The sequence below is a fragment of the Streptomyces sp. NPDC001980 genome, assembly GCF_040296885.1.
Taxonomy (GTDB): domain Bacteria; phylum Actinomycetota; class Actinomycetes; order Streptomycetales; family Streptomycetaceae; genus Streptomyces.
Genome location: NZ_JBEOYD010000017.1, coordinates 180563 through 205549, shown reverse-complemented (window position 1 = coordinate 205549; position 24987 = coordinate 180563). Strand labels below are relative to the sequence as shown.

Here is a 24987-nt window from a genome sequence, read left to right as displayed (position 1 = left end):
CCTTCACAGATGGCGGCGTCGGGTGGAGACGTGCCGTTCGTAGAGCTCACGTGCCTTGACCGCGGAGGATCGGGTCGCGGTCTCGGCCACAGGTACATCCCACCAGGCCTGCGCGGGAGGCGGGCCCGACACAGTGTCGGCCGTTTCGGTCTCCACGTAGACACATGTGGGAGTGTCGGCGGCCCGCGCCTCGGCGAGTGCCGTGCGCAGGTCCCGGACAGTCTTCGCGCGCAGGACGCGCATGCCGAGGCTGGCCGCGTTGGCGGCCAGGTCGACGGGGAGCGGGGCACCCGTGAAGGTGCCGTCCTCCGACGGGAAGCGGTACGCGGTGCCGAACCGCTCGCCGCCCACCGACTCGGAGAGTCCGCCGATGGAGGCGTAGCCGTGGTTCTGCACCAGCAGCACCTTGATGGCTATCCCCTCCTGCACGGCGGTGACGATCTCGGTCGGCATCATCAGATACGTGCCGTCGCCGACCAGCGCCCACACGTTCCGCTCCGGCGCCGCGAGTTTCACCCCGATGGCGGCCGGTATCTCGTAGCCCATGCACGAGTAGCCGTACTCCAGGTGGTACTGGTCGTACGACCGCGCCCGCCACATCCGGTGCAGGTCGCCGGGGAGCGAGCCGGCCGCGTTGATCAGTACGTCCGTGTCGTCGACGAGCGCGTCCAGGGCGCCGAGGACCTGCGGCTGGGTCGGCCGGATGTCCGGCTCGTCGGCCTCGTAGCAGGCGTCGACGCGCTGCTCCCAGCGCTCCTTGTCCTCGGTGTACTCGGTGACGTACGAGTCGGCGGTCCGGTGGCCGTCCAGGGCCTTCCGCAGCTCCGCGAGACCGCTGCGGGCATCGGCGACCAGGGGCAGGCCGGCCAGTTTGTGGCCGTCGTACGGGGCGATGTTGAGGTTGAGGAAGCGGACGTCCGGGTTCTCGAAGAGGGTGCCGGAGGCCGTGGTGAAGTCGGTGTAGCGGGTGCCGACGCCGATCACCAGGTCGGCGGTGCGGGCGAGTTCGTCGGCGGTGGCGGTGCCGGTGTGGCCGACGCCGCCGACGTCCTGCGGGTGGTCCCAGCGGAGCGAACCCTTGCCCGCCTGGGTCGAGGCGACCGGGACGCGGGTGGCCTCGGCGAACTCGGCGAGGACGGCCTCGGCGCGGCTGTGGTGGACCCCGCCGCCGGCGATGACCAGGGGCCTGCGCGCGTTCCTGATCGCCGTGACGGCCGCGGCCAGTTCGGCGGGATCGGCGCCCGGCCGTCGTACGGTCCACACCCGCTCCGCGAAGAACTCCTCGGGCCAGTCGTACGCCTCGGCCTGTACGTCCTGCGGGAGGGCGAGGGTGACGGCGCCGGTCTCGACGGGGTCGGTGAGCACGCGCATGGCGGCGAGGGCGGAGGGGATCAGCTGCTCGGGGCGGTTGATCCGGTCGAAGAACTTCGAGACGGGGCGGAGTGTGTCGTTGACGGACACGTCGGCCGCGTGCGGGACTTCGAGCTGCTGGAGGACCGGGTCGGCGGGGCGGGTGGCGAAGACGTCGCCGGGGAGCAGCAGGACCGGGAGGTGGTTGATGGTGGCGAGGGCGGCGCCGGTGACCAGGTTGGTGGCGCCCGGACCGATGGAGGTCGTCACGGCGTGCGTGGCGAGACGGTTCGATTGACGCGCGTAGCCGACCGCCGCGTGCACCATGGCCTGCTCGTTGCGGCCCTGGTGGTACGGCATCTCGTCCCTGTGCTCCAGGAGTGCCTGGCCGAGGCCGGCCACGTTGCCGTGGCCGAAGATGCCCCAGGTGGCGCCGATCAGGCGGCGGCGCTCGCCGTCCCGCTCGGTGAACTGGACGGCGAGGAAGCGGACAAGCGCTTGCGCGACGGTCAACCGAATCGTCATCGGTAACCCTCCGTATGGTCCGGGTGGAAGCAGATCCGCCACTCCCGCGTCGCACCGGGCCCCGCCATGACGTTCAGGTAGTACATGTCGTGCCCGGGCTGCGCGATCGACGGGCCGTGCCATCCGTCGGGGACCAGCACGACGTCGCCGGAGCGGACCTCGGCGAGGACGTCCGTACCGCCCTCACGGGAGGGGAATACGCGCTGATACCCGAAACCGTTCGGTCCGTCGATCTCGAAGTAGTAGACCTCCTCCAGCTCCGACTCCTCGCCGGGCCGGTACTCGTCGTGCTTGTGCGCCGGGTACGAGGACCAGTTGCCGCCGGGGGTGATCACCTCGACGGCGATGAGCTTGTCGCAGTCGAAGGAGTCCGCGGAGGCGAAGTTGCGCACCCGGCGGGCGCTGGTGCCGCTGCCGCGGTCTTCGACGGGGACCTCCGGCGCGGGGCCGTAGCGGGCGGGGAGTCGTCGCTCGCACTTCGCTCCTGCCAGGGCGAAGCGGCCTCCCGCGCCGGAGGCGATCTGGACCTGGGCGTCCCGGGGCACGTACACGAAGTCGGAGACTCCGCTGAACACGCTCTCCCGGCCCAGGATCTGGAACTCGTTTCCCTCTGTTTGCACCGTACAACCGCCCTGCAACGGAAGCACGATCCACTCACTGTCCCCGGTGGTGAACAAATGCGTTCCACCAGGGGGCAGTTCGACGATCCGGAGGCTGCTGTGCGCCCAACCGGCCCGCTTGGGGTCGATGTCGAGCGCGTACTGGGCGTTCGCTGTCGAACCCTTGGTGAGATGCAGCTCGTTGGTCGTCATCTTCTCGCCCTCACAGGAGTCCGACGGCGGTGTCCACGGCGGCGGCCACGTCGCCGTCCGCCGGGTACAGCAGCGAGCGGCCGACCACCAGGCCGCGCACGGTGGGGAGTTGCAGGGCGCTGCGCCACTTCTCGTACGCGCCGGCTTGTTCCTCGACGGTGCCGCCCACTTCGCCGCCGAGCAGCACGGCGGGGAGGGTGGACGTCTCCATGACCTGGGCCATGTCGTCGGGGTTGTCCGTCACCGGCACCTTCAGCCAGGTGTAGGCCGAACTCCCGCCGAGGCCCGAGGCGATGGCGATGGACTTGGTGACCGCCTCGGGGGACAGGTCGTTCTTGACCTTGCCCTCGGGGGTGCGGCGGCTGATGAACGGCTCGACGAAGACCGGCAGCCGGCGTGCGGCCATGTCGTCGATCGCGCGGGCCGTGGACTCCAGGGTGGTGAGGGAGCCCGGGTCGTCGTAGTCGATGCGCAGCAGCAGCTTGCCGGCGTCGAACCCGAGGCGCTGTATGTCCTCGGCGCGGTGGCCGGTGAAGCGGTCGTCGAGCTCGAAGGAGGCGCCCTGCAGTCCGCCCCGGTTCATCGAGCCCATGACGACCTTGCCGTCGAGGGCGCCGAGCAGGAGCAGGTCGTCCAGGATGTCGGCGGTGGCGAGGACGCCGTCGACGCCGGGGCGGGACAGGGCCAGGCAGAGCCGTTCCAGCAGTTCGGCCCGGTTGGCCATGGCGAGCTTGTCGCCGCCCACGCCGAGGGCGCCGCGGGCCGGGTGGTCGGCGGCGACGATCATCAGCTTGCCGTCCTCGTTGAGGAGCGGACGGCGGGAGCGTCGGGCGGCCGCCTCGGCGATCGCCTCGGGGTGGTGGGTGCGGGTGTGGACGAGGGCGGAGAGGTCCACCTTCACCTGCCTGGCGGGGGCGCCGGCTCCGCCGTCGTGGTGCGCGCCCGCGACGCGGCCGGCCCTCACAGCACCGCTCCGGCGGCGAGCGCGGCGTCGATCTCTTCGCCGGTCGGCATCGCGGAGGAGCACTCCAGGCGGGAGGCGACGATCGCGCCGGCCGCGTTGGCGTGCCGCATGGTCTTCTCCAGATCCCAGCCTTCGAGGAGGCCGTGGCAGAGGGAGCCGCCGAAGGCGTCGCCGGCCCCGAGGCCGTTCAGGACGTTGACGGGCAGCGGCGGGACCTCGGCGGAGTCGCCGTCGCGGCTGACGGCGAGGACGCCCTTGGGGCCCTGCTTGACGACGGCGATCTCGACACCGGCGTCGAGGAGTGCCTGGGCGGCGGCCTGCGGCTCTCGTACGCCGGTCGCGACCTCCACCTCGTCGAGGTTGCCGACGGCGACGGTGGTGTGCTTGAGCGCCTCGGCGTAGAAGGGCCGGGCGGTGTCCGGGTCCTTCCAGAACATGGGGCGCCAGTCGAGGTCGAAGACGGTGATCCCCGCCTTGGCGCGGTGGGCGAGGGCCGCGAGGGTCGCCGTGCGGCTGGGCTCCTCGCTCAGGCCCGTGCCGGTGATCCAGAAGATGCGGGCCGCGCGGACGGCGTCGAGGTCCAGCTCGTGGGCGTCGATCTCCAGGTCCGGGGCCTTGGGCTGCCGGTAGAAGTACAGCGGGAAGTCGTCCGGCGGGAAGATCTCGCAGAACGTGACCGGGGTGTTCAGGCCGGGGACCGGGGTGACCCAGCGGTCGTCCACGCCGAAGCCCTGAAGGGCCTCGTGCAGGTAGGCGCCGAAGGCGTCATCGCCCGTGCGGGTGATGACGGCGGTGTTCCGGCCGAGGCGGGCGGCCGCCACGGCCACGTTCGTCGCCGACCCCCCGAGGAACTTGCCGAAGGACGACACCTGGGCGAGCGGGACTCCGGTCTGGAGCGGATACAGGTCCACCCCGATCCGCCCCATGGTGATCAGGTCGTACGCCATCGGCTTCCCTTCGTCATGGCTCTCCCGTGGTTTGTAGTCCGGGAGGGGAGGTCGTGTCAATGGTTTGTCCGGACATTCTGACGAGAGGGTGGGCGAGAGGGGTGGAATAGGGGGCCCCTACGGGGGCGCCCGTCGTTCACGCGGATGTCAAGGCGCCCCGCCGACGACCCGGCGTGCGCCTGTGCCCCGGCTGTGTCACAAACTCCCCCCTTGTGTCACACATGTCGCGCATACGCGGGCTCTCGGTCACACCCGGCCCACAGCCGCTTGCCCTTGGTCACTCTCCGTCGTTCACCGGGCACAGGCTTTGTAATCGCCAGCGCAGCGCCCGGCTCCCCCGACGACCGCCTCCGGTCGCCCCCGCGGTGCGCGCAGGGAGGTGCATCCCATGACCGACCGACGGCTCTGGTCCTACAAGGAGATCGCGGCGCACATCCGGGTGCAGCCGGACACCGTCCGCTCCTACCGCAAGCACGGGCTGCTCCCGCCGCCCGACCATGTCGAAGGCGGCAAGCCCTACTGGTACGCCGACACGGTCCGCGCCTGGGTCGCCTCCCGGCCGGGCAACCGGGGGCGCAGAGACTTCTGAGCCCGGCCGCACGATGCCCCGCCCGTCCGGAGGCGGGGCGCGAACGCGTCAGGCCCAGGGCTCGATGACCGTCACCCCGGCCGCCGGTGCCCCGCCCATCGCCGCCAGGGCCGCCGGGGCCGCGTCCAGGGTGATCGTCGAGGTGACCAGGAGGTCGGGGCGGAGCGTGCCGGCGCGGACCAGTTCGAGCATCGCGGGGTAGGTGTGGGCCGCCATGCCGTGGCTGCCGAGGAGCTCCAGCTCCAGGGCGATCGCGCGGGCCAGCGGCACGGGGGTGTTGCCGTCCGGGGACGGCAGCAGGCCCACCTGGACGTGGCGGCCGCGCCGGCGCAGGGAGTTGACCGAGGCGGCCGAGGTGGCGGGTGAGCCGAGGGCGTCCAGGGAGAGGTGGGCGCCGCCGGAGGTCAGGGCGCGGACCGTCGCCGCGGGGTCCTCGGTGTCCGACGCGTCGACGCCGTGGGCCGCGCCGAACTTCCTTGCCAGGTCCAGGGCTTGGGGTGACACGTCGACCGCCGCCACCCGCGCCCCCGACGCCGCCGCGATCATCACCGCCGACAGGCCCACGCCCCCGCAGCCGTACACCGACACCCACTCCCCCGCCGCGACCCTGCCCTGCTGCACCACCGCGCGGAAGGCGGTGGCGAAGCGGCAGCCCAGGGAGGCGGCGGTGGCGTACGCCATGTCGTCGGGGATCGCCACCAGGTTCACGTCGGCGTGGTCCAGCGCCACGTACTGGGCGAAGGAGCCCCAGTGCGTGAAGCCGGGCTGGGTCTGGCGTTCGCAGACCTGCTGGTCGCCGGCCGCGCAGGACGGGCAGCTGCCGCAGGCGCAGACGAAGGGGACGGTGACCCGGTCGCCGGGGCGCCAGGCGGTCACCCCGGCGCCGACCTCCTCGACGACCCCGGCCAGCTCGTGGCCGGGGACGTGCGGGAGCGTGATGTCCGGGTCGTGGCCCGTCCAGCCGTGCCAGTCGCTTCGGCAGAGGCCGGTGGCCTCCACGCGGACGACCACTCCGTGGGGGGCCGGATGGGGGTCGGGGACGTCCCGTACCTCGGCGGGGGTGGCGTAGTGGTCGAAGACGACGGCTCGCATCGCGCGTGCTCCTTTCGGGGGCTGCGCGAAGGCTAAGCGCTCCGCTGGATTTGCCGCGATGTACCGTCTGCCTTCTGCGGCGCCGTCGTGGCCGGTCGCGCAGTTCCTCCCCCAGCCTTCGGCCGGGGGTACCCCCAGCGCCCCCTTTGGGGGCGCTTCAGCTCGGCGTGGCCACCTTGTGCCGCTCCTCGCCCGCCGGTTGGGGCACGTCCTGCTCGCCCTCGCTCAGCCCGAACCGGTCGTGGAAGCGGCGCAGTGGGGCCGGTGCCCACCAAGTGGCCTTCCCCGTCAGGCGCATGATGGCCGGGACCAGGAGACTGCGGACGACCATCGCGTCCATCAGGACCGCCAGGGCGATGCCGAGGCCGAGCATCTTGGTGTTGGTGACCCGGGAGGTGCCGATCGCCACCATCACCACCGCCAGGATGATCGCCGCCGCGGTGATCAGGCCTCCGGTGCGCTGCAGGCCGAGCCGGACCGCCCGTTCGTGGTCGCCTGTTCTGTCGTACTCCTCCTTGATGCGCGAGAGCAGGAACACCCCGTAGTCCATCGAGAGGCCGAAGGCCACGCAGAACATCAGGACCGGGAGCGTGGTCTCGATCGAGCCGGGGCTGGTGAAGCCCAGCAGGTTCGAGAGATGGCCGTCCTGGAAGACCCAGACCACCGCGCCGAACATCGCCGTGAGGCTGAGCGCGTTGAGCAGGACCGCCTGTACGGGGATGAGGACGCTGCCCGTGAGGAGGAAGACCAGCAGCAGGGTGACGATCGCTATGATCGCCGCCGCCCAGGGCAGGCGCACCCCGATGGCGTGCTTGGAGTCGACCAGGACCGCGGCCGTGCCCGTCACCTTCGTGTCGAAGGGGGTGTCCAGTGCGCGCAGTTCGCCCACCAGACGCTGGGCGCCGTCGTCCACCGACTCGCCCTTCGGCTGCACCGTGAAGTACGCCGCGTCGCCCTTGACCAGCGGTCCGGCCACCCCGGCCACCTCCGGCAGGGCCGCCACCCGCTCCTTGTACGCCGTGTACTGCGCCCGGGTCGCCCCGCCCTCGGCCAGGACCTCGAGGTCGCCGCCGGGGTTGCCCGGGAAGCCGTCCCGGATGTGCTGCTGGACGACATGGGACTCGGCGCCGGCCGGGAGCTGGCGGTCGTCGGCGGTGCCGAACTTGACGCCCAGGAACGGCAGTCCGAGGACGATCAGGAAGGCCGTGGTGGCGACGGCGAAGAGCGGGGCCCGGCGCATCACCAGGGTCGCGGTGCGGGCCCAGGCCGTGCCCTCGGCGCCGGCAGGCCTGGACTCCCGGCCTCTGCGGAACGCCCGGCGCAGGTCCAGCGAGTTGACCCGGTGGCCCAGCAGGATCAGCGCCGCCGGGAGCAGGATCAGGGCGGCCGCCGCGGCCAGCAGGACCACCGCTATGCCGGCGTAGGCGAACGAGCGGAGGAAGTACTGGGGGAAGACGAGCATCGCCGCCAGGGAGACCGCCACCGTCAGGGCCGAGAACAGCACGGTGCGGCCCGCGGTGCGCAGTGTCGTGCCGACCGCCGTCAGCGGGTCGGCGCCCGTGGCCAGTTCCTCGCGGAAGCGGCGGACGACGAAGAGCGCGTAGTCGATGGCCAGGCCGAGGCCGAGGGCCGTGGTGAGGTTCATCGCGAAGACCGAGACGTCCGTGAAGGACGTGATGCCACGCAGGACCGCGTTCGTGCCGAGGATGGCGACGATGCCGATGCCGAGCGGGAGCAGGGCCGCGATCGCGCTGCCGAAGACCATCACCAGCAGGACCAGGGTGATGGGCAGGGCGATCAGCTCGGCGCGGGCCAGGTCCTCCTTGATGATCGTCTGCATGTCGCTGCGGACCGCCACCATGCCGCCGACCTTGACCGTCACCGGTCCGTGCGTGCCCCGGTAGTGCGGGGCGATACGGTCCAGGGTGTCGGCCGCCGCCTTCTCGTCACCGGTGATGCGGGCCGCGATCAGGGCCTCATGGCCGTCCTCGGCGCGCAGGGACGGCGACTTGGTCTGCCAGTACGAGCCGACGCCTATGACGCCCTTCTCGCCGGACAGCCGGGTGGCGAGGGCCTTCGCCTCCGCCGCCACCGCCGGGCTGTCCACGGAGCCGCCCCGCGCGTCCACCAGCAGGAGCAGGTTGGGCTGGGAGTCCGGGAACTCGCGCTCCAGCGCCTTCGTCGCGTACGTCGACTCGGCGGCCGGGTCCTCCCAGCCGCCGCTGCCCAGCCGGTCGGCGACCCCGCTGCCGGCCAGCACGGCGAGCGCGGTGATCACCAGGGCGAGCAGCAGCGAGAGCCGGGGACGGGCGGTCACGAACCGGGTCCAGCCCCCTGGACGGGCCCCGCTCCCGGCCTCCGAGGGCTTGTTGACTTCGGTCATCCTGCGGTGTCCCCTTCACCGTGACCACTGCCTGCCGGTACGCATCCGCTTCGTGCGCAGGGCAGCATGGGTCGGCCATTGCCAATTAGACTGGCAAACACGAGTCATCGCTCGCGTTCCACCAGAATGCGAGCGACCGCTCGCGTTTGTCAATCGCGTTCGAAGAGCTGGGGATAACGCGTGCCCGACAAGCCCGACATGCCAGAGCAGCCCGGCGGCCCCGACAGCCCCGCCGGCCCCGACGGCACGGCCACGGCCAAGGAGCAGCCGCGCCGGCGGCAGGCGCGCGGCGAACGGCGCATCCAGCAGCTGCTCGAAGCCGCCGCGTCGGTCTTCTGCACCTCGGGCTACACGGCCGCCAGCACCAACGCCATCGCCCGCGAGGCCGGCGTCTCCCCCGGCACGCTCTACCAGTTCTTCCCGAACAAGGAAGCGATCGCGATCGAGCTGGGCGACCGCCTCATGCACGACCTGCGGGACACCTACGGCGAGGCGCTCGCGCCGATCGACCCCGGCACCTCGCTGACGGACGCGGTCGGCGCCGCCGTGGACCGTCTCACCGCCTTCAACACCGAGCACCCCGTGTTCTTCGCCCTGATGCACGGCCCCGACATGCCCGGCGGGATCACCGAGGCCCACGACGCCCTGCACACCAACCTGCTCGGCCGCGTCGAGGGCCTGCTCGCCTCGCTTCTCCCGCCGGACGCCGACAAGGCCCACATCACGCGCACGGCGCATGTCAGCCTCGGCATCTACAAGGCGGGTCTCGAGCTGGTGCTCAGCCATGAGGGCGCCGAGCGCCAGGCGTACATCCAGGAGATCAAGAACGTACTCACCCGCTACCTGGAACCCCTGGTCGGCGACCGGCTCGGCCGCCCCACCGGCTGACCGGCCGCCACCCCAACGGCCACCCCCTCGAACCCCTCGGACTGCGACATACCGCGCATCTGCCTACAGTGCGGGTAAATCGCACCAATCTCGCGCCGCTTTGGTGCCGCTCTCGTGCCGCTCTCGTGCCGACGAGCGCCACCCGCACCCGCAGGAGCACAAGGGGGACCCGCCGTGACCCACTCTCCGCAGCCCGGCCGGCCGCAGGCCCGGATCCCCGGTCCGCAGCAGCCGCCACCGCCGTACCCCCGTATCCGCACCGGCCTGTGGAAACGCTGCCTCGGCGGCGGGCTCGCCCTGTGGGCGCTGACCGCGGTGGTCACGTACACGACGAAGGACACCACCCTGCTGCCGACGCTGATCCTGCTCGGCAGCTTTCTCGTCCCGGTCGTCTTCGTGCTGTGGGCGTACGAGCGGCACGGCCGTGACCTCGGGGTCAGCGCGATCCTCGGCTGCTTCCTGACCGGCGGCACGCTCGGGGTGCTGGGCGCCTCGGTGATGGAGTCCTACCTCGTCCGCCCCTCCTGGGGGATGTTCGTCTGCGTCGGCCTGATCGAGGAGACGGTGAAGCTCGGCGCGCTGGTGTTCGTGCTGCGCCGGCTGCCCGGGATCCGGGGCATGCGCGCCGGGCTGGTGCTCGGGGCCGCCGTCGGCTTCGGCTTCGCGGCCCTGGAGAGCGCCGGGTACGCGTTCAACGCGGCCGTCTCCACCGAGGGCGTCGACCTGCGCGCGCTGATCGAGACGGAGATCCTGCGCGGGGTACTGGCTCCCTTCGGGCACGGCCTGTGGACGGCGATCGCCGGCGGCTTCCTGCTCTCCTTCCGCCGCCCGAACGGCCGCTTCCGCGTCACCGCCCCGGTCGTCGCCGCCTGCCTCGGGGTCGCCCTGCTGCACGCCCTGTGGGACTCCACGCACGGCATCGCGATCTGGCTGGTGGCGCATCTGGCGGGTACCGGACTGGACCAGCGGCTGTTCGCCGAGGGGTACATCCCGCGCCCGAGCGCGGCACAGGAGCACCTCTTCACGGTGTTCTCGGTCGGCCTGCTGGTACTCGTCTCGCTGCTCGGCGTCGCCTGGGCGCTCTCCCTGGCGCGCCGCGCCCCCTCTTGGAGAAATACCCCCTAGGGGTATAGTGTGACGACAGTGGGGTTCCCTCGTGGGCCCCATCGGCCCCACACGCCTCGACGAGGAGAACGACATGACCGCCCAGACCGACACCCCGGGCTCCGTGACCGCCGTCTACAAGGTGACCGGCATGAGCTGCGGACACTGTGAGGGTTCCGTCTCCGCAGAGATCTCCGGGCTCCCCGGCGTCAGCTCGGTGACGGCCGTCGCGACCAGCGGCGAGGTCACGGTCGTCTCCGCCGCCCCGCTCGACGAGGAGGCGGTCCGCGCCGCCGTCGACGAGGCGGGCTTCGAGCTCGCCGGCCGCGTCTGAGGGTCCAGACCCGAGCCCACGCCCTGCACCGCGCACCAACACGCACCACGAGCAGTACGTACGACGGAAACGTATCTCTCCGCCGGGCCGTGCCGACCAGCTGATACTGGCTCCGTGCGGTCCGGTCCGTTGTCTGGAGTCCGGACATGACGACCAGCACCACCACCAGCACCGCACAGACACCGATAGCCCCACCGCGCCTGCCCGACGGCAGGTCCGAGGTCGAGCTGCTCATCGGCGGCATGACCTGCGCCTCCTGCGCCGCCCGGGTCGAGAAGAAGCTCAACCGCATGGACGGCGTCACCGCCACCGTGAACTACGCGACCGAGAAGGCGAAGGTCACATACCCCCAGGGGGTTCAGGTCGCCGACCTGATCTCCACGGTCGTGAAGACCGGGTACACCGCCGAGGAGCCCGCGCCCCCGGCGCCGGAGCCGGAACAGGAGGCCGGGGCCGAGCGGGATCCCGAGCTCGCCGCCCTCCGCCACCGCCTCCTGGTCTCCGCCCTGCTCGCCGCCCCGGTCGTGCTGCTCGCGATGGTCCCGGCGCTCCAGTTCGACAACTGGCAGTGGCTGTCCCTGACGCTCGCCGCCCCGGTGGTCGTCTGGGGCGGCTGGCAGTTCCACCGGGCCGCCTGGACCAACGCCCGGCACGGCGCCGCCACCATGGACACCCTGGTCTCGGTCGGCACGCTGGCCGCGTTCGGCTGGTCGCTGTGGGCGCTGTTCTTCGGCGACGCGGGCATGCCGGGCATGCACGACGAGTTCCGGTTCACCGTCTCCCGGATGGACAGCGCGTCCACGATCTACCTGGAGGTGGCCTCCGGGGTCGTCGCGCTGATCCTGCTCGGCCGCTATCTGGAGGCACGCTCCAAGCGGCGCGCCGGGGCGGCCCTGCGGGCGCTGATGGAGCTGGGCGCCAGGGACGTGGCGGTACTGCGGGACGGGCGTGAGGTGCGGGTCCCGGTGGCGTCGCTGGCGGTCGGCGACCGGTTCGTCGTACGGCCCGGGGAGAAGGTCGCCACCGACGGGACCGTGGTCGAGGGGGCGTCCGCGGTGGACGCGTCGATGCTGACCGGCGAGTCCGTGCCGGTGGACGTGACCGTCGGCGACGCCGTCACGGGCGCGACCGTCAACGCCGGCGGGCGGCTGGTCGTCGAGGCGACCCGGGTCGGCGCCGACACGCAGCTCGCGCGGATGGCACGGCTGGTGGAGGACGCGCAGAACGGCAAGGCCGAGGTGCAGCGTCTGGCCGACCGGATCTCCGCCGTCTTCGTCCCCGCCGTCATCGTCGTCGCGCTCGGCACCTTCGGGGTCTGGCTGGGCGTCACCGGGGACACGGCCGCCGCGTTCACGGCCGCCGTCGCCGTCCTGATCATCGCCTGCCCGTGCGCCCTGGGCCTGGCCACGCCGACCGCGCTGATGGTCGGCACCGGGCGGGGCGCCCAGCTCGGCATCCTCATCAAGGGCCCGGAGGTCCTGGAGTCCACGCGCCGGGTCGACACCGTCGTGCTCGACAAGACCGGGACGGTGACCACCGGCCGGATGAGCCTCCAGGAGGTGTACACCGCCCAGGGCGCCGACGAGGACGAGGTGCTGCGGCTCGCGGGCGCCCTCGAACACGCCTCCGAGCATCCGGTCGCCAGGGCGATCGCCGCGGGGGCGGCGGAGCGGGTCGGCGCGCTGCCCGCGGTCGAGGACTTCGTGAACGTCCCCGGACGGGGCGTACGAGGGCGCGTGGACGGCCGTGAGGTGGCCGTGGGGCGCCTCTTCGACGTGGTGCCGGAGGAGTTGGCCCTGGCCCGCTCCCGGGCCGAGCAGGAGGGTCGTACGGCCGTCCTGGCCGGCTGGGACGGCCAGGCCCGGGGTGTCCTCGCCGTCGCCGACACGGTCAAGGAGACCAGCGCCGAGGCGGTCCGCGAGCTGCGCGCGCTCGGACTGACGCCGGTGCTGCTGACCGGGGACAACCGGGCGGTGGCCGAATCGGTCGCGCAGGCGGTCGGGATCACCGAGGTCGTCGCCGAGGTGCTGCCCGAGGACAAGGTGGACGTCGTACGACGGCTGCGGCGCGAGGGGCGGACGGTCGCCATGGTCGGCGACGGCGTCAACGACGCGGCGGCGCTGGCCACCGCCGATCTGGGGCTGGCGATGGGCACCGGGACGGACGCGGCGATCGAGGCCGGCGACCTGACCCTGGTGCGCGGGGACCTGCGGGTGGCGGCGGACGCGATCCGGCTGTCCCGCCGGACCCTCGCGACCATCAAGGGCAACCTCGTGTGGGCCTTCGGCTACAACGTGGCCGCGCTCCCACTGGCCGCCGCCGGACTCCTGAACCCGATGATCGCGGGCGCCGCGATGGCCTTCTCCTCGGTGTTCGTGGTGACCAACAGTCTGCGGCTGCGTACCTTCCGCTGAAAGTTACCGGCGGTTCGGCACAGTGGATGTAAGAGTCCCCCTAGAGTCCAACGCGCACCTCACATAAGCTCTTCACAAGGCTCGCGCATCATCCTTACGCTCGAGCTCCGATCACCGTATCGGGGCTCTTGCGCATCTATCGGACGGATGCAAGAGACGCAGATCACAGTGGTGTGAACGTAACCATCGAAGGGCTTCGACGGTCTAAGTTGGCGATGTCAGAGAGGCGTCTTGGGGGGCGCTGACCTGGCATCTGGGGATGTCTTGGGGGACTTCCTCAGAGATGCGTTGCCGGGGCACGTACGACGGGAAGCTTTGAGCGGCCCTCCCGTGCCGTACGGGTCCCGGCAGATCGCACCGCATCACTGGATCAAGTACGGCGAGTTCTGCTCGTTGTGCTCAAAGCAGCGATTCAGGCGCTGCCGTACCGAGCGCCCGGCCGGATCCCGTGGGGGGAATCCGCACCGGGACACGGGAAGGCGCCCTGGTCGCCGGCCCGTGGGGGGACCGGCGCTCCAGGGCGCCTTCTGTTACGCCGCTACGGCCGCTAGCGCGTTCAGCGCTCCTCGACCGGCACGAAGTCGCGCTCGACGACGCCCGTGTAGATCTGGCGCGGGCGGCCGATGCGGGAGCCCGGCTCCTTGATCATTTCCTGCCACTGGGCGATCCAGCCGGGCAGCCGGCCGAGGGCGAACAGGACCGTGAACATCTCGGTCGGGAAGCCCATGGCGCGGTAGATCAGGCCGGTGTAGAAGTCCACGTTCGGGTAGAGGTTGCGCGAGACGAAGTAGTCGTCGGAGAGCGCGTGCTCCTCCAGCTTCAGCGCGATGTCCAGCAGCTCGTCGGACTTGCCGAGGGCGGAGAGGACGTCGTGCGCGGCAGACTTGATGATCTTCGCGCGCGGGTCGAAGGACTTGTACACCCGGTGGCCGAAGCCCATCAGGCGGACGCCGTCCTCCTTGTTCTTCACCTTGCGGATGAAGGAGTCGACGTCACCGCCGTTGGCCTGGATGCCCTCCAGCATCTCCAGGACGGACTGGTTGGCGCCGCCGTGCAGCGGGCCCCAGAGGGCGGAGATGCCCGCGGAGATCGACGCGAACATGTTCGCCTGCGACGAGCCGACCAGGCGGACCGTCGACGTCGAACAGTTCTGCTCGTGGTCCGCGTGCAGGATCAGCAGCTTGTCCAGGGCCGCGACGACGACCGGGTCGAGCTCGTAATCCTGCGCCGGCACCGAGAACGTCATGCGCAGGAAGTTCTCCACGTAGGAGAGGTCGTTGCGCGGGTAGACGAACGGGTGGCCGACCGACTTCTTGTACGCGTACGCGGCAATGGTCGGAAGCTTGGCGAGCAGGCGGATGGTGGAGAGGTCGCGCTGCTTCGCGTCGAACGGGTTGTGGCTGTCCTGGTAGAAGGTGGACAGCGCGGAGACCACCGACGACAGCATGGCCATCGGGTGGGCGTCACGCGGGAAACCCCGGTAGAAGTTCTTGACGTCCTCGTGCAGCAGCGTGTGCCGCGTGATCTCGTTCTTGAACGTGGTGAGCTCGTCCACGGTCGGCAGCTCACCGTTGATCAGCAGGTAGGCCACCTCCAGGAAGGTGGAGCGCTCCGCCAGCTGCTCGATCGGGTAACCGCGGTAGCGGAGGATGCCCGCCTCGCCGTCGAGGTAGGTGATGGCGGATTTATAGGCAGCGGTGTTGCCGTAGCCGCTGTCCAGGGTCACGAGACCGGTCTGGGTGCGGAGCTTCCCGATGTCGAAGCCCTTGTCGCCGACGGTGCTGTCGACCACCGGGTAGGTGTACTCGCCGTCGCCGTACCGCAGTACTACAGAGTTGTCGCTCACGTCTTCCCTCACCGACGTAGTGCCTCATCTTCGAGGTGCCCTGACTGTCTCTACCATCCCCCATTTGGCTCAGGAGAGTGCACTCGGGGTCGACCGTTGGGCCTATCGGCGGCACTCAGTGCCGCCAACCTGCTCATCCTGCCCCCTTGTCTCTCTATCTGGAAGGGCTCTGTGACCTTCACGACTCATTTGATCGATCATTTTTCCGGAGATCGCTCCGGCCGAGCCGGAAGTCCAGTGCCGTACAGCGTCTGCCTGCCGACACGGTGCGCACCGCCTGGCCGATCGCCTTGCGCGAACCGACGAGGACGACCAGCTTCCTGGCCCGGGTGACCGCCGTGTAGAGCAGGTTCCGCTGGAGCATCATCCAGGCTCCGGTGGTGACCGGGATCACCACCGCGGGATATTCACTCCCCTGTGAACGGTGAATCGTCACCGCGTAGGCGTGCGCCAGTTCGTCCAGTTCGTCGAATTCGTACGGCACCTCCTCGTCCTCGTCGGTCAGCACCGTGAGGCGCTGGTCGACCGGGTCGAGCGAGGTGACCACGCCCACGGTGCCGTTGAAGACGCCGTTCTCGCCCTTCTCGTAGTTGTTGCGGATCTGGGTGACCTTGTCGCCGACCCTGAACACCCGCCCGCCGAACCGCTTTTCGGGCAGCTCGGGCCGGGCCGGGGTGATGACCTGCTGCAACAGGCCGTTGAGCACACCGGCGCCGGCCGGTCCACGGTGCATGGGCGCGAGCACCTGCACGTCCCGCCGCGGATCGAGCCCGAACCTGGCCGGAATCCGCCGGGCGGCGACGTCCACGGCGAGCTTGCCCGCCTCCTCCGTCTCGTCCTCCACGAAGAGGAAGAAGTCCTTCATGCCGTCGGTGACGGGGTGCTGCCCCGCGTTGATCCGGTGGGCGTTGGTCACCACCCCCGACTGCTGGGCCTGCCGGAAGACCTGGGTGAGCCGGACGGCGGGGATCGGACTGCCGTCGGCGAGCAGGTCCCGCAGTACCTCCCCCGCCCCGACGCTGGGCAACTGGTCCACGTCCCCCACGAAGAGGAGATGCGCACCGGGCGGTACGGCCTTGACCAGCTTGTTGGCGAGGAGCAGGTCGAGCATCGACGCCTCGTCCACCACCACCAGGTCGGCGTCGAGCGGGCGGTCCCGGTCGTAGGCCGCGTCCCCGCCCGGCTTCAGCTCCAGCAGGCGGTGCACGGTCGACGCCTCGGCGCCGGCCAGCTCGGCGAGCCGCTTGGCCGCACGCCCGGTGGGAGCGGCGAGCACCACTTTCGCCTTCTTCGCCCGCGCCAGCTCCACGATCGACCTGACGGTGAACGACTTGCCGCAGCCGGGCCCGCCGGTCAGCACCGCCACCTTCTCCGTCAGCGCCAGCCTGACGGCGGCCTCCTGCTCGGGGGCGAGGTCGACGCCGGTGCGGTCCTTCAGCCAGGCGAGCGCCTTGTCCCAGGCGACGTCCCTGAACGACGGCATCCGGTCCTCGTCGGTGCGGAGCAGGCGCAGCAGCTGGGAGGCGAGGGCGACTTCGGCCCGGTGGAAGGGGACGAGGTAGACGGCGGTGACGGGTTCGGCGTCCGAGGTCGGGCCGGGGAGCTTCTCCCGTACGACGCCCGGGTCCGCCCCGTCCTCGGGCGGCGCGGCCAACTCGCCGAGACAGTCGATGACAAGGCCGGTGTCGACCTGGAGGAGTTTCACGGCATCAGCGATGAGCCGCTCCTCGGGGAGATAGCAGTGCCCCTGGTCGGCGGACTGGGACAGCGCGTACTGCAGCCCCGCCTTCACGCGCTCCGGACTGTCGTGCGGAATCCCCACCGACTGGGCGATCTTGTCGGCGGTGAGGAACCCGATGCCCCAGACGTCGGCGGCGAGCCGGTACGGCTGGTTCTTCACGACGGAGATCGACGCGTCCCCGTACTTCTTGTAGATCCGCACGGCGATCGACGTCGACACCTCGACCGTCTGGAGGAAGAGCATGACCTCCTTGATCGCCTTCTGCTCCTCCCACGCGTCGGCGATCTTCTTGGTCCGCTTCGGGCCGAGCCCCGGCACCTCGACGAGCCGCTTCGGCTCCTCCTCGATGATCCGGAGGGTGTCCACCCCGAAGTGCTGGGTGATCCGGTCGGCGAACACCGGCCCGATGCCCTTGACGAGACCCGAGCCGAGGTAACGCCGCATGCCCTGGACGGTGGCCGGCAGCACGGTCGTGTAGTTCTCGACGGTGAACTGCTTGCCGTACTGGGGGTGCGACCCCCAGCGCCCCTCCATCCGCAGCGACTCCCCCACCTGCGCGCCGAGCAGCGCACCGACGACGGTGAGGAGATCACCGGCGCCTCTGCCGGTGTCGACGCGGGCGACCGTGTACCCGTTCTCCTCGTTCGCGTACGTGATGCGTTCGAGCACGCCTTCGACGGTGGCGAGCCGTCGTTCGCCGGTGGGGGTACCCGTCTGCTGAGCCATGACCCGACGGTACCGGTGCGGTCTGACAGCGATCATGGCCTTGGTCACGGATCCGCTACCGACAAGGACGTCCCATGCCCGTACCCGCCGACCCGACGGTCCTCCACCCGATGCCCGAACACCCCCGGGTGGTCCTGCTCAAACCGCTGGTGAAGTCCCCCCTGATCGAGGTCGGGGAGTACTCCTACTACGACGACCCCGACCACCCGACCGCCTTCGAGACGCGCAACGTGCTCTACCACTACGGGCCGGAGAAGCTCGTCATCGGAAAGTTCTGCGCGCTCGGCACGGGCGTGCGGTTCATCATGAACGGCGCCAACCACCGCATGGACGGCCCCTCGACGTTCCCCTTCCCCACCATGGGCGGCTCGTGGGCCGAACACGTCGACCTGATCACCGGGCTGCCGGGCCGGGGGGACACCGTCGTCGGCAACGACGTCTGGTTCGGCCACGGTACGACGGTCATGCCCGGGGTACGGATCGGCCACGGCGCGATCATCGCCACCGGCGCCGTGGTCGCGGGGGACGTGCCCGACTACGGCATCGTCGGCGGCAACCCGGCCCGCCTCATCCGCACCCGCTACGACGAGCAGGACATCGCCCGGCTGCTGGCGGTGGCCTGGTGGGACTGGCCGGCGGAGCACATCACCGAGCACGTCCGGACGATCATGTCGGGCAGCATCGCCGAACTGGAGGCCGCCGCGCCAAGAGCGAGGTGACGGGCGGCCGGGGCGGCCCCCGTCACGCCGTGCCCCATGTCGCGATGATCGGCATTCCCGCGGTCGGCCACGTCCTGCTGAGCCTTGAGGTCATCGAGTGCTCGGAGGAGGAGTCGTGGTCGCTGCCGGTCGGTCGGCACCCGTCTGTGGACCAGGTCGGCCATGCCACCCCTCGTTCTGGTGGTTGCATCCGACCCTGGCTGTCGGCACACCCTGTCATCATCCGCCATCGGATCCGATGGGATCGGCGCCGCCGTCGAGCCCCGGAAAGCCCGGGTTCGTCGGACACCGGCCGCGCCTGACGTCATTCGTTTGCCGACACGCACGGAGTTGCTCCCGCTGCTGCCGAGCGAGTAGTGCCGCCGGCGTCGGGACGTCCGGAGCACGCGGCGCGAACAGGCACTTACGCGGGCAGCGCCCGATCGCTTACGGGGGCTGTCCCCACTGCGCTCACTCGCCTCCGCTGCACCACCGACAGGCGTGCTAGCCGGATTCTGTGATCAACCCAGTCACCGAATGATGGATATCGCCATCTCCACAGCATCCGTAGCCCAAAGGACCAGTGATGTCCCGCACCGCGCCCAACCATCGGTCTGTGAACCGGGCCCTGTCGACCCTCGCTCTGCTGGCCTTCACCGCCGGCGCCGTCACTGCCTGCAGCGACCACGGCTCCGCCGCGAAGCACCCGACCTCGCAGTCCGCCGCCTCGTCCTCCTCGCCGGAGACCAGCCAGGCGGGCGGAGCGAAGCTGCACATGATCGACAACGACGGTCACCGTCTGGCCTTCTATGTCACGCGGGGCAACGGCTCCACCATCGTCCTGGACTCGGGCGGCGGCGAGTACTCCTCGCAATGGAAGGACATCGTCCCCAAGCTTCACGCGGCCACCGGCGCCACCGTCATCACCTATGACCGGGCCGGTCTCGGCAAGAGCGACGTGGTACCCGGCCCGTGGAAGGTCGAGAGCGCTGTCAGCGACCTCAAGGCGGGGCTTGAGCAGCTGGGCGTCACCAAGGACGTGACCCTGGTGTCCCACTCCCAGGCCGGTGAGATCGCGAACTACTTCGCCAAGGACAACCCGGAGATGCTCTCCGGTGCGGTCCTGGTCGACGCAAATCTCCCCCAATTCTTCACGGACGAGGAGATTCCCCGTCTCGTAGCCGCGACTCAGCCGGAGGTCGACGCGGCCAAGAAGGACCCCGACAAGCCGGAGAACCGCCAGCTCATCTCCACCACGGAGGGCTTCGCCGCGGCGCACAAGGCATTCCACCAGGTGACGTGGCCGGACTCGGTACCGGCCACGGTCATCGTCTCGGAGAAGACCCCGTTCGAGGCGTCTCCCGAGGACGCCCAGCGCTGGCGTGACGCCGCCGCCCAGTTCGCCCACGGGGCGCCCAACCGAACGCTCGTCACTGCCGAGGGCACCTCCCACGAGGTTCCGACGGATCGTCCCGATTTCGTGCTCAAGGAGATCGAGGACATGTGTGCCACACAGCATTGACCCCACGGTGCCCCGACTCGACGACGGGGTGGGAGACAAGCTGACCGGCAGGCCGGGGAAGCAACGGGAAAGGCCGGAGCGGTAGCTGCGGCGGCCCGCTTGGCCCGCGTGGTCATGGCTTCTGGGTGGCCCGGTGCACGAAAGCGGGCGGGAGGTTTCCCCACACCACGGTCGAGCGCTCCAACCGGTCGAAGCGGCGGGTCAGTTCGGCGGTGAAGTGGCGGGCGGGCGGAGTCCAGGCCGCATGCACGTATGCGAAGGTGGTGAACCGGCCGCCGGACGTGAGGACTTCGGTCACGGCGTCCAGGATGTGCCCGCGCCGGTCCTGCGGCATGACCGTCCACGGCAGCCCGGAGACCACCGCGTCGACCGGTTCGCCCACCACGCCGGCCAGCTCGGCGGCCGACCCCTGGACCACGGTCAGCCGTGTGTCGCGCCGGGTGGCCGACAGCCGGGCGGCGAGCACCGGGTTGAGCTCGACCGCGACGAGCCGTGCGCCAGGCGCGAGCCGGGCGAGGATCGAATCGGTGAACACCCCGCTTCCCGGGCCGAGTTCGGCAACGGTCCGGGCCCGCTCCAGACCGATGCCTTCGGTCATCGCGTGCGCCAGCCGCCGTGAACTGGCCGCCACGGCACCGGTCATGAGGGGCCGTCTGAGGAACTCGGTGGTGATCGACATGGCGGCCATGCTGGAAGCGCACCGGGTGGCCGCACGTCGTATCCCCGGCCGGTTCCCGTACGACCGTGGGCGGACCCCGTGACGCCCCGCAGAACGATGTGGGAGAGCGGGCCCCGGCCGTAGCGTGAGGTGGTGCATCGGCTGATCGAGACCCTGCCCCGCTTGCGGCGCGGCCACCCGTGGCTGACGGACCTGCTGCTGGTCGTGCTGGTTGCCGTGCCCCCGGTGATCCGTCCGGAGCCGGGCTGGCGGCCGGTCTGGGTGCAGACGGTCGTGTACGCCGCCCTGGTGCTGCCCCTGCTGTGGCGCCGCCGTCGGCCGGCGCTCGTCGCGGCCGTGGTGACGGCCGGGTTCTGGGCGCAGTATCTCGGACAGGTGTGGGGACAGGAACCGGGACGCGGCGCCGTCGCCCTGGCCGCGGTCCTGGCCACCCTCACGGTGCGCGGCCTGCGCCGCGCCGCCGCGGCGACGGTGGTCTGCGCCACCGTCTGCGTACTGCTGTGGATTCCCGTGTGGCAGCGGGACTACGGGGGCCCGGGCGCCCGCGGGGCCTGGCTCACCCCGCTCGCGGTGGGGCTGCTGCTGGCCGGGGCCTGGGTGTTCGGCGAGTACGTCCGTGCCCGGCGCGCCTATGTCGCCGAGTTCGAGCGGCGGGCCGCCCTCGCCGAGTCGAAGCGCCTCGCCCTGGCCCGGGTCGCCGTCGCCGAGGAGCGGGCGCGCATCGCCCGCGAGATCCACGATGTCCTCGCGCACAGCGTGAGTGTGATGGTGCTGAACGCCGAGGGTGCCAGGCTGATGCGGCAGGTCGACCCCGCCGCCGTCGACCGCACCCTCGGCGTCATCAGCGCAACCGGCCGTGAGGCCCTGGGCGAACTGCGCCGACTGCTGGAGGTGCTGCGCACCCCCGACGCGGACGCCTCAGCCGCCGGCTCCGGCTCCGGCTCCGGCTCCGGCTCCGGTCACGATGGGGCCGCCGAGCACCTCGCGGCCGATCTGCGGCGGCTGGTCGGACGCCTCAACACGAGCGGCAGGCGCGCCCTGCTGGACCTTCGCGGAGAGCCGGGCGGCCTTCCGGCGGATCTCACCGCGCAGACGTACCGCATCGTGCAGGAGGCGCTCACCAACGTCGTCAAGCACGCGCCACCGGACGCCACGGTCCATGTACGGGTCGACACCGGCAGGCAGGGCCCTGGGCGGCTGGTCCACGTCCGGGTGGAGAACTCGGGCGGAGCGGGAGCCGGGACGGAAGCCGGACCGGCGGCCGAGCGTCCCGCCCCGCTGCTCCCGTCCGGTCGCGGACTCACCGGCATGCGCGAGCGCACCGCCCTGTACGGCGGGAGCGTCGACGCCGGGCACACACCCGACGGCGGCTACCGCGTCGCCGCCGTCCTGCGCCCCACCGAGCCCGAGCCCACCACGGCGACCCCATGACCGACCCGCCCCCGACCCGCACCGCGTCATCGTCCCGGGTGCTGATCTGCGACGACCAGGAGCTGATCCGGATGGGGCTGCGCATGGTCATCGACAGCCAGCCCGACCTCACCGTGGTGGGCGAGGCCGCCGACGGCGACGCGGCGATCGCGGGCGTGGCCTCCCTGAAGCCCGACCTCGTCCTGATGGACGTACGCATGCCCGGCCTGGACGGGCTCGCCGCGACCGAACACCTCTGCGCGCAGCCCCATGGGCCCCGCATCCTCGTCGTCACCACCTTCGACCTCGACGAGTACGCCTACGCGGCCCTGCGCGCCGGCGCGAACGGCTTCCTCGTCAAGGACGCCCCCGCCGAGGAGATCCTGGTGACCGTCCGCGCGGTGCTGAGGGGTGAGGTCATGGTGGCGCCCTCGCTGACCCGGCGCCTGGTCGAACGCTTCGTCCTGCACGCCCCCGCGTCCGCGCCCGCCCAGCGCAGCCGACTTGCGGCTCTCACCGAACGGGAACGCGAAGTCCTCGCCCTGGTCGCCCGGGGACTGGCCAACGGCCAGATCGCCGACCGCCTCTTCCTCGGGGAGACGACCGTCAAGACCCACCTCGGCCGGATCCTGACCAAACTCGGCCTCCGGGACCGTATCCACGCGGTGATCTTCGCCTACGAGAGCGGGCTGGTACGGGTCGGGGACTGAGCGGCGACGAGCCTCCTGCCTGGTGGCCCGCATCGGACCGCACGCCGTGGGTCCGGCACCCCTACTTCGCGCCGGGTTCCAGCAGTCGGCGGATGCGTTCGTTACTCGGCCGCCATCTCCGGCGTGGCGAGAAAGTCGTCGAGATCGGCGGACACCTCGTGGTCGACGTCCCCGACGGAACGGACGGCGAGTTCGCCACGCCGGTTCTGCTCCAAGTAGCCCTTCGACGTCGTGTACGGCGTGCTGTGGTACCGGCTGCTGCTCGACCACGCGCCACTGGACGCGGCTGCCGGTCGACAGCTCGCCTCGCTGGTCGTCCGTGCGGTGCGCTGAGAACCGGCCCCGAGCCACCGCCCGTTGACGCGAGAGCCAGCCGCGGCGTAACCCAGTCCACTTTGTTGCCACTGGCCATGTCCTGGCGGCACGGGAGCCGGTTGCGATGGAGCTGATTCCGTCGCCCAAAGGCCGTGATGACCATGCCGCCGCGCAACCGCCCGTTCGTCCAGGTCGACGTGTTCTCGACGAGTCCCTATCGCGGCAACCCGGTCGCGGTCGTCCTCGACGGGACGGATCTGACGGATGACCAGATGCAGCTCGCCGCGCGGTGGACCAATCTGTCCGAGACCACGTTCGTGGTGGCTGCCCCGGTTCGGCGTGTCGACCACGCCGGCCGACCGGACCGACCCGGGCACGGCGCAGGCCGCCCCCTACCCCTGACTACCCCTGAGCGAAGCCGACCCGGGTGAACTCCCGTCGGCTGTGCACGAGCAACTCGCGCACCGGCGGGTTGTGCGCGCCCCGCCAGACCAGGGCCAGCAGCGCCGGTGTCTCGACGTCGTCGATGGTGCGGGCGACGAGCCGGCCGCGTTGCCTCGCGGCCGACCGTCCCCGCTCCGAGCCGGAACAACCGCTGCCGACGCTGCTCACCGGCGCCATCGCCCTCACGTCGACCCCGCCGAAGGACGGGACCGGCGCGCGGGCCCAGGTCGTCAGGCGCCAGCCCGACGGCAGCTGACTGCGGCTGCTGGACCAGCCCGAGTTCGTGGCGCCGCCGGAGAGCCGGGGGGCGTGACCCGGTCGGTCACCTTGGTGCCGGTGAGAGCCGGTACAGCCTGCTGTACCGGGAGTTGGGGCCTGCGCGGCAGTGTCCGCGGCGCTCGGCGCTGGTGTGCTGGAGACATCCCGAGCACGCTTCCCGAACGCCCCGAAGGGACCTCCGGTGACCGTCACCACCAGCCTCCCCCAGTCGCAGCCACAGCCACAGCCACAGCCACAGGCCTCCACGCCCCTGCGGGCCCGTATCCGTCGCCATCCGCTGACCTGGTTCTTCGCTCTGGCCATGGGCATGAGCTGGCTGGCCTGGACGCCGTACATCCTGGCCGGGAACGGGCTGGGGGTGTGGCACTGGGCCTTCCCCGGCGGCGCGGCCGGCAGCCAGCTGCTCGGTGTGCTGCCCGGGGCCTATCTCGGTCCCATCGGCTCGGCGCTGTTCGTCACCGGTATGACGGAGGGGCGCGCAGGGCTGCGGGCGTGGCGGGGGCGGATGACGAAGCTCAGGGTGCGGTGGCGGTGGTTCCTCGTCGTCGCCGTCTCCGTGCCCACCGTACTGACCGTCGCCTCGGCCGCGCTGACCGTCCAGAGCCCCGTGCCGCCGCCGGCGGCCGTGCTCGCCGCGTACGTCCCGGGCCTGGTCCTCCAGATGGTCACCACCGGGCTGGCGGAGGAGCCGGGGTGGCGCGAGTTCGCGATGCCGCACATGCAGCGGCGGTACGGGCCGCTGGTCGCCACCCTCGTCGTCGGGCTGCTGTGGGGTGCCTGGCACCTGCCGCTGTTCCTGACGGAGTGGGGCGGCGGGCCGCACGTGAGCCCGGTGCGCCCGCTGGAGTTCATGGTCACGACGCTCGCCTTCAGCTACGTGATGACCTATGTCTTCAACCGGTCCGGCGAGAGCATGCCGCTGGTCATGCTGCTGCACACCAGCGTCAACAACTACTTCTCCCTGGCCTGGGCGGACATGTTCCCGCACGGCACGGTCGAGAACACCACCCTCGCCTTCCTGCTCTCCTCGGTACTGGCGGCCGTCGTCGTCGTGGCGGGGACCCGGGGGCGGCTCGGGATGCCGGCCGACCGGCGACCGGGCCGGCCGACCGCCCCGCGACGGTGAGCCGAGCGTAAAACTCGGCCCGTTCCGGTGGCGGGAACCAGCCAGGGCGGTGAAGGTGGGCGGCGGGGAAATTTTTCGCGCGCAGGGAG

At 71.1% G+C, this 24987-nt stretch carries 21 protein-coding genes and 1 pseudogene; 12 read left to right on the top strand and 10 right to left on the bottom strand.

Annotated elements, in window-relative coordinates; genetic code table 11:
* Nucleotides 1-3: 3 nt before the first annotated feature.
* Genes iolD through iolC form a run of 4 tightly spaced genes read right to left on the bottom strand, consistent with a single transcriptional unit; the run spans nt 4 to nt 4598 of the window.
* Entirely contained in the window at nt 4-1875 is a 1872-nt protein-coding gene (iolD, locus tag ABT137_RS26240; RefSeq protein ID WP_351712940.1) for a 3D-(3,5/4)-trihydroxycyclohexane-1,2-dione acylhydrolase (decyclizing), read from the bottom strand.
* Nucleotides 1872-2687 carry a 5-deoxy-glucuronate isomerase gene (iolB, locus tag ABT137_RS26235; RefSeq protein WP_351712938.1) on the bottom strand — a complete coding sequence of 272 codons (816 nt, stop codon included), beginning with the start codon at nt 2685-2687 and terminating at the stop codon, nt 1872-1874. Before iolB ends, iolD begins: the two co-directional genes overlap by 4 nt.
* A gap of 10 nt (nt 2688-2697) precedes the next feature.
* The gene (locus tag ABT137_RS26230) at nt 2698-3588 is read right to left on the bottom strand and encodes a Cgl0159 family (beta/alpha)8-fold protein (RefSeq protein ID WP_351712976.1); all 891 of its coding nucleotides are present in this window, start codon (nt 3586-3588) and stop codon (nt 2698-2700) included.
* Nucleotides 3589-3647: 59 nt separating this feature from the next.
* Nucleotides 3648-4598 carry a 5-dehydro-2-deoxygluconokinase gene (gene iolC, locus ABT137_RS26225; RefSeq protein ID WP_351712936.1) on the bottom strand — a complete coding sequence of 317 codons (951 nt, stop codon included), beginning with the start codon at nt 4596-4598 and terminating at the stop codon, nt 3648-3650.
* A gap of 388 nt (nt 4599-4986) precedes the next feature.
* Here iolC and ABT137_RS26220 point away from each other — a divergent pair, with 388 nt between their 5' ends.
* Nucleotides 4987-5187: a helix-turn-helix transcriptional regulator gene (locus ABT137_RS26220; RefSeq protein ID WP_089105276.1), complete on the top strand. Its 201-nt coding sequence runs from the start codon at nt 4987-4989 to the stop codon at nt 5185-5187.
* A gap of 48 nt (nt 5188-5235) precedes the next feature.
* Here ABT137_RS26220 and ABT137_RS26215 read toward each other — a convergent pair whose 3' ends face one another.
* The gene (locus ABT137_RS26215; protein WP_351712934.1) at nt 5236-6279 is read right to left on the bottom strand and encodes a zinc-dependent alcohol dehydrogenase family protein; all 1044 of its coding nucleotides are present in this window, start codon (nt 6277-6279) and stop codon (nt 5236-5238) included.
* Nucleotides 6280-6436: 157 nt separating this feature from the next.
* A complete protein-coding gene (locus tag ABT137_RS26210) occupies nt 6437-8662 on the bottom strand; it encodes an MMPL family transporter (protein WP_351712932.1) in 2226 nt (741 codons plus the stop codon).
* 198 nt (nt 8663-8860) lie between these two features.
* Between ABT137_RS26210 and ABT137_RS26205 the strand changes: the two genes are divergently transcribed.
* The 4 genes from ABT137_RS26205 to ABT137_RS26190 all read left to right on the top strand — a co-directional run bounded on the left by ABT137_RS26205 (nt 8861) and on the right by ABT137_RS26190 (nt 13402).
* Nucleotides 8861-9550 carry a TetR/AcrR family transcriptional regulator gene (locus ABT137_RS26205; protein ID WP_351712930.1) on the top strand — a complete coding sequence of 230 codons (690 nt, stop codon included), beginning with the start codon at nt 8861-8863 and terminating at the stop codon, nt 9548-9550.
* Between the two features lie 174 nt (nt 9551-9724).
* Nucleotides 9725-10675, top strand: a complete 951-nt coding sequence (locus ABT137_RS26200; RefSeq protein WP_351712928.1) for a PrsW family intramembrane metalloprotease — start codon at nt 9725-9727, stop codon at nt 10673-10675.
* A 73-nt stretch (nt 10676-10748) separates the two neighbouring features.
* On the top strand, nt 10749-10988 hold the full coding sequence (locus ABT137_RS26195) for a heavy-metal-associated domain-containing protein (protein ID WP_351712927.1): 240 nt from the start codon (nt 10749-10751) through the stop codon (nt 10986-10988).
* A gap of 146 nt (nt 10989-11134) precedes the next feature.
* Entirely contained in the window at nt 11135-13402 is a 2268-nt protein-coding gene (locus tag ABT137_RS26190) for a heavy metal translocating P-type ATPase (protein WP_351712925.1), read from the top strand.
* A gap of 556 nt (nt 13403-13958) precedes the next feature.
* On the opposite strand, the gene ABT137_RS26185 is transcribed toward ABT137_RS26190, so the two are convergent.
* Complete coding sequence (locus ABT137_RS26185; protein ID WP_217545718.1) at nt 13959-15248, bottom strand: citrate synthase; 1290 nt, start codon at nt 15246-15248, stop codon at nt 13959-13961.
* A 178-nt stretch (nt 15249-15426) separates the two neighbouring features.
* Complete coding sequence (gene recD2, locus ABT137_RS26180; RefSeq protein ID WP_351712923.1) at nt 15427-17715, bottom strand: SF1B family DNA helicase RecD2; 2289 nt, start codon at nt 17713-17715, stop codon at nt 15427-15429.
* Nucleotides 17716-17789: 74 nt separating this feature from the next.
* Here recD2 and ABT137_RS26175 point away from each other — a divergent pair, with 74 nt between their 5' ends.
* On the top strand, nt 17790-18434 hold the full coding sequence (locus ABT137_RS26175) for a CatB-related O-acetyltransferase (protein ID WP_351712921.1): 645 nt from the start codon (nt 17790-17792) through the stop codon (nt 18432-18434).
* A gap of 565 nt (nt 18435-18999) precedes the next feature.
* Nucleotides 19000-19935 (top strand): alpha/beta fold hydrolase, encoded by a 936-nt coding sequence (locus ABT137_RS26170; protein ID WP_351712919.1) that lies wholly within the window; start codon nt 19000-19002, stop codon nt 19933-19935.
* A 112-nt stretch (nt 19936-20047) separates the two neighbouring features.
* Here the strand turns inward: ABT137_RS26170 and ABT137_RS26165 are convergent, their stop codons facing one another.
* On the bottom strand, nt 20048-20614 hold the full coding sequence (locus tag ABT137_RS26165) for a class I SAM-dependent methyltransferase (RefSeq protein ID WP_351712917.1): 567 nt from the start codon (nt 20612-20614) through the stop codon (nt 20048-20050).
* A 132-nt stretch (nt 20615-20746) separates the two neighbouring features.
* Here ABT137_RS26165 and ABT137_RS26160 point away from each other — a divergent pair, with 132 nt between their 5' ends.
* The 3 genes from ABT137_RS26160 to ABT137_RS26150 all read left to right on the top strand — a co-directional run bounded on the left by ABT137_RS26160 (nt 20747) and on the right by ABT137_RS26150 (nt 23480).
* Nucleotides 20747-22045 carry a sensor histidine kinase gene (locus tag ABT137_RS26160; RefSeq protein WP_351712915.1) on the top strand — a complete coding sequence of 433 codons (1299 nt, stop codon included), beginning with the start codon at nt 20747-20749 and terminating at the stop codon, nt 22043-22045.
* Nucleotides 22042-22734: a response regulator gene (locus tag ABT137_RS26155; protein ID WP_351712913.1), complete on the top strand. Its 693-nt coding sequence runs from the start codon at nt 22042-22044 to the stop codon at nt 22732-22734. Before ABT137_RS26160 ends, ABT137_RS26155 begins: the two co-directional genes overlap by 4 nt.
* Nucleotides 22735-23204: 470 nt before the next feature.
* A complete protein-coding gene (locus tag ABT137_RS26150) occupies nt 23205-23480 on the top strand; it encodes a PhzF family phenazine biosynthesis protein (protein WP_351712911.1) in 276 nt (91 codons plus the stop codon).
* On the opposite strand, the gene ABT137_RS26145 is transcribed toward ABT137_RS26150, so the two are convergent.
* The gene (locus ABT137_RS26145; RefSeq protein ID WP_351712978.1) at nt 23452-23661 is read right to left on the bottom strand and encodes a hypothetical protein; all 210 of its coding nucleotides are present in this window, start codon (nt 23659-23661) and stop codon (nt 23452-23454) included. The two genes, ABT137_RS26150 and ABT137_RS26145, sit on opposite strands and share 29 nt — an antisense overlap.
* On the opposite strand from ABT137_RS26145, the pseudogene ABT137_RS26140 reads away from it, so the two are divergent.
* Together ABT137_RS26140 and ABT137_RS26135 are read left to right on the top strand one after the other, a co-directional pair.
* Nucleotides 23612-23749 (top strand): annotated as a pseudogene (locus tag ABT137_RS26140) (DUF4440 domain-containing protein); the annotation flags it as partial. The gene ABT137_RS26145 and the pseudogene ABT137_RS26140 overlap by 50 nt on opposite strands.
* Nucleotides 23750-23953: 204 nt before the next feature.
* On the top strand, nt 23954-24898 hold the full coding sequence (locus tag ABT137_RS26135; RefSeq protein ID WP_351712909.1) for a CPBP family intramembrane glutamic endopeptidase: 945 nt from the start codon (nt 23954-23956) through the stop codon (nt 24896-24898).
* Nucleotides 24899-24987 lie beyond the last annotated feature (89 nt).

Bases quoted from the DNA above. Each gene is read 5' to 3' on its own strand.
- recD2 (WP_351712923.1), bottom strand. From the start codon at position 17,715: ATGGCTCAGCAGACGGGTACCCCCACCGGCGAACGACGGCTCGCCACC.
- ABT137_RS26205 (WP_351712930.1), top strand. From the start codon at position 8,861: ATGCCAGAGCAGCCCGGCGGCCCCGACAGCCCCGCCGGCCCCGACGGC.
- iolB (WP_351712938.1), bottom strand. From the start codon at position 2,687: ATGACGACCAACGAGCTGCATCTCACCAAGGGTTCGACAGCGAACGCC.
- ABT137_RS26195 (WP_351712927.1), top strand. From the start codon at position 10,749: ATGACCGCCCAGACCGACACCCCGGGCTCCGTGACCGCCGTCTACAAG.
- ABT137_RS26215 (WP_351712934.1), bottom strand. From the start codon at position 6,279: ATGCGAGCCGTCGTCTTCGACCACTACGCCACCCCCGCCGAGGTACGG.
- iolD (WP_351712940.1), bottom strand. From the start codon at position 1,875: ATGACGATTCGGTTGACCGTCGCGCAAGCGCTTGTCCGCTTCCTCGCC.
- iolC (WP_351712936.1), bottom strand. From the start codon at position 4,598: ATGGCGTACGACCTGATCACCATGGGGCGGATCGGGGTGGACCTGTAT.
- ABT137_RS26220 (WP_089105276.1), top strand. From the start codon at position 4,987: ATGACCGACCGACGGCTCTGGTCCTACAAGGAGATCGCGGCGCACATC.
- ABT137_RS26155 (WP_351712913.1), top strand. From the start codon at position 22,042: ATGACCGACCCGCCCCCGACCCGCACCGCGTCATCGTCCCGGGTGCTG.
- ABT137_RS26165 (WP_351712917.1), bottom strand. From the start codon at position 20,614: ATGTCGATCACCACCGAGTTCCTCAGACGGCCCCTCATGACCGGTGCC.
- ABT137_RS26210 (WP_351712932.1), bottom strand. From the start codon at position 8,662: ATGACCGAAGTCAACAAGCCCTCGGAGGCCGGGAGCGGGGCCCGTCCA.
- ABT137_RS26175 (WP_351712921.1), top strand. From the start codon at position 17,790: ATGCCCGTACCCGCCGACCCGACGGTCCTCCACCCGATGCCCGAACAC.
- ABT137_RS26170 (WP_351712919.1), top strand. From the start codon at position 19,000: ATGTCCCGCACCGCGCCCAACCATCGGTCTGTGAACCGGGCCCTGTCG.
- ABT137_RS26190 (WP_351712925.1), top strand. From the start codon at position 11,135: ATGACGACCAGCACCACCACCAGCACCGCACAGACACCGATAGCCCCA.
- ABT137_RS26150 (WP_351712911.1), top strand. From the start codon at position 23,205: ATGACCATGCCGCCGCGCAACCGCCCGTTCGTCCAGGTCGACGTGTTC.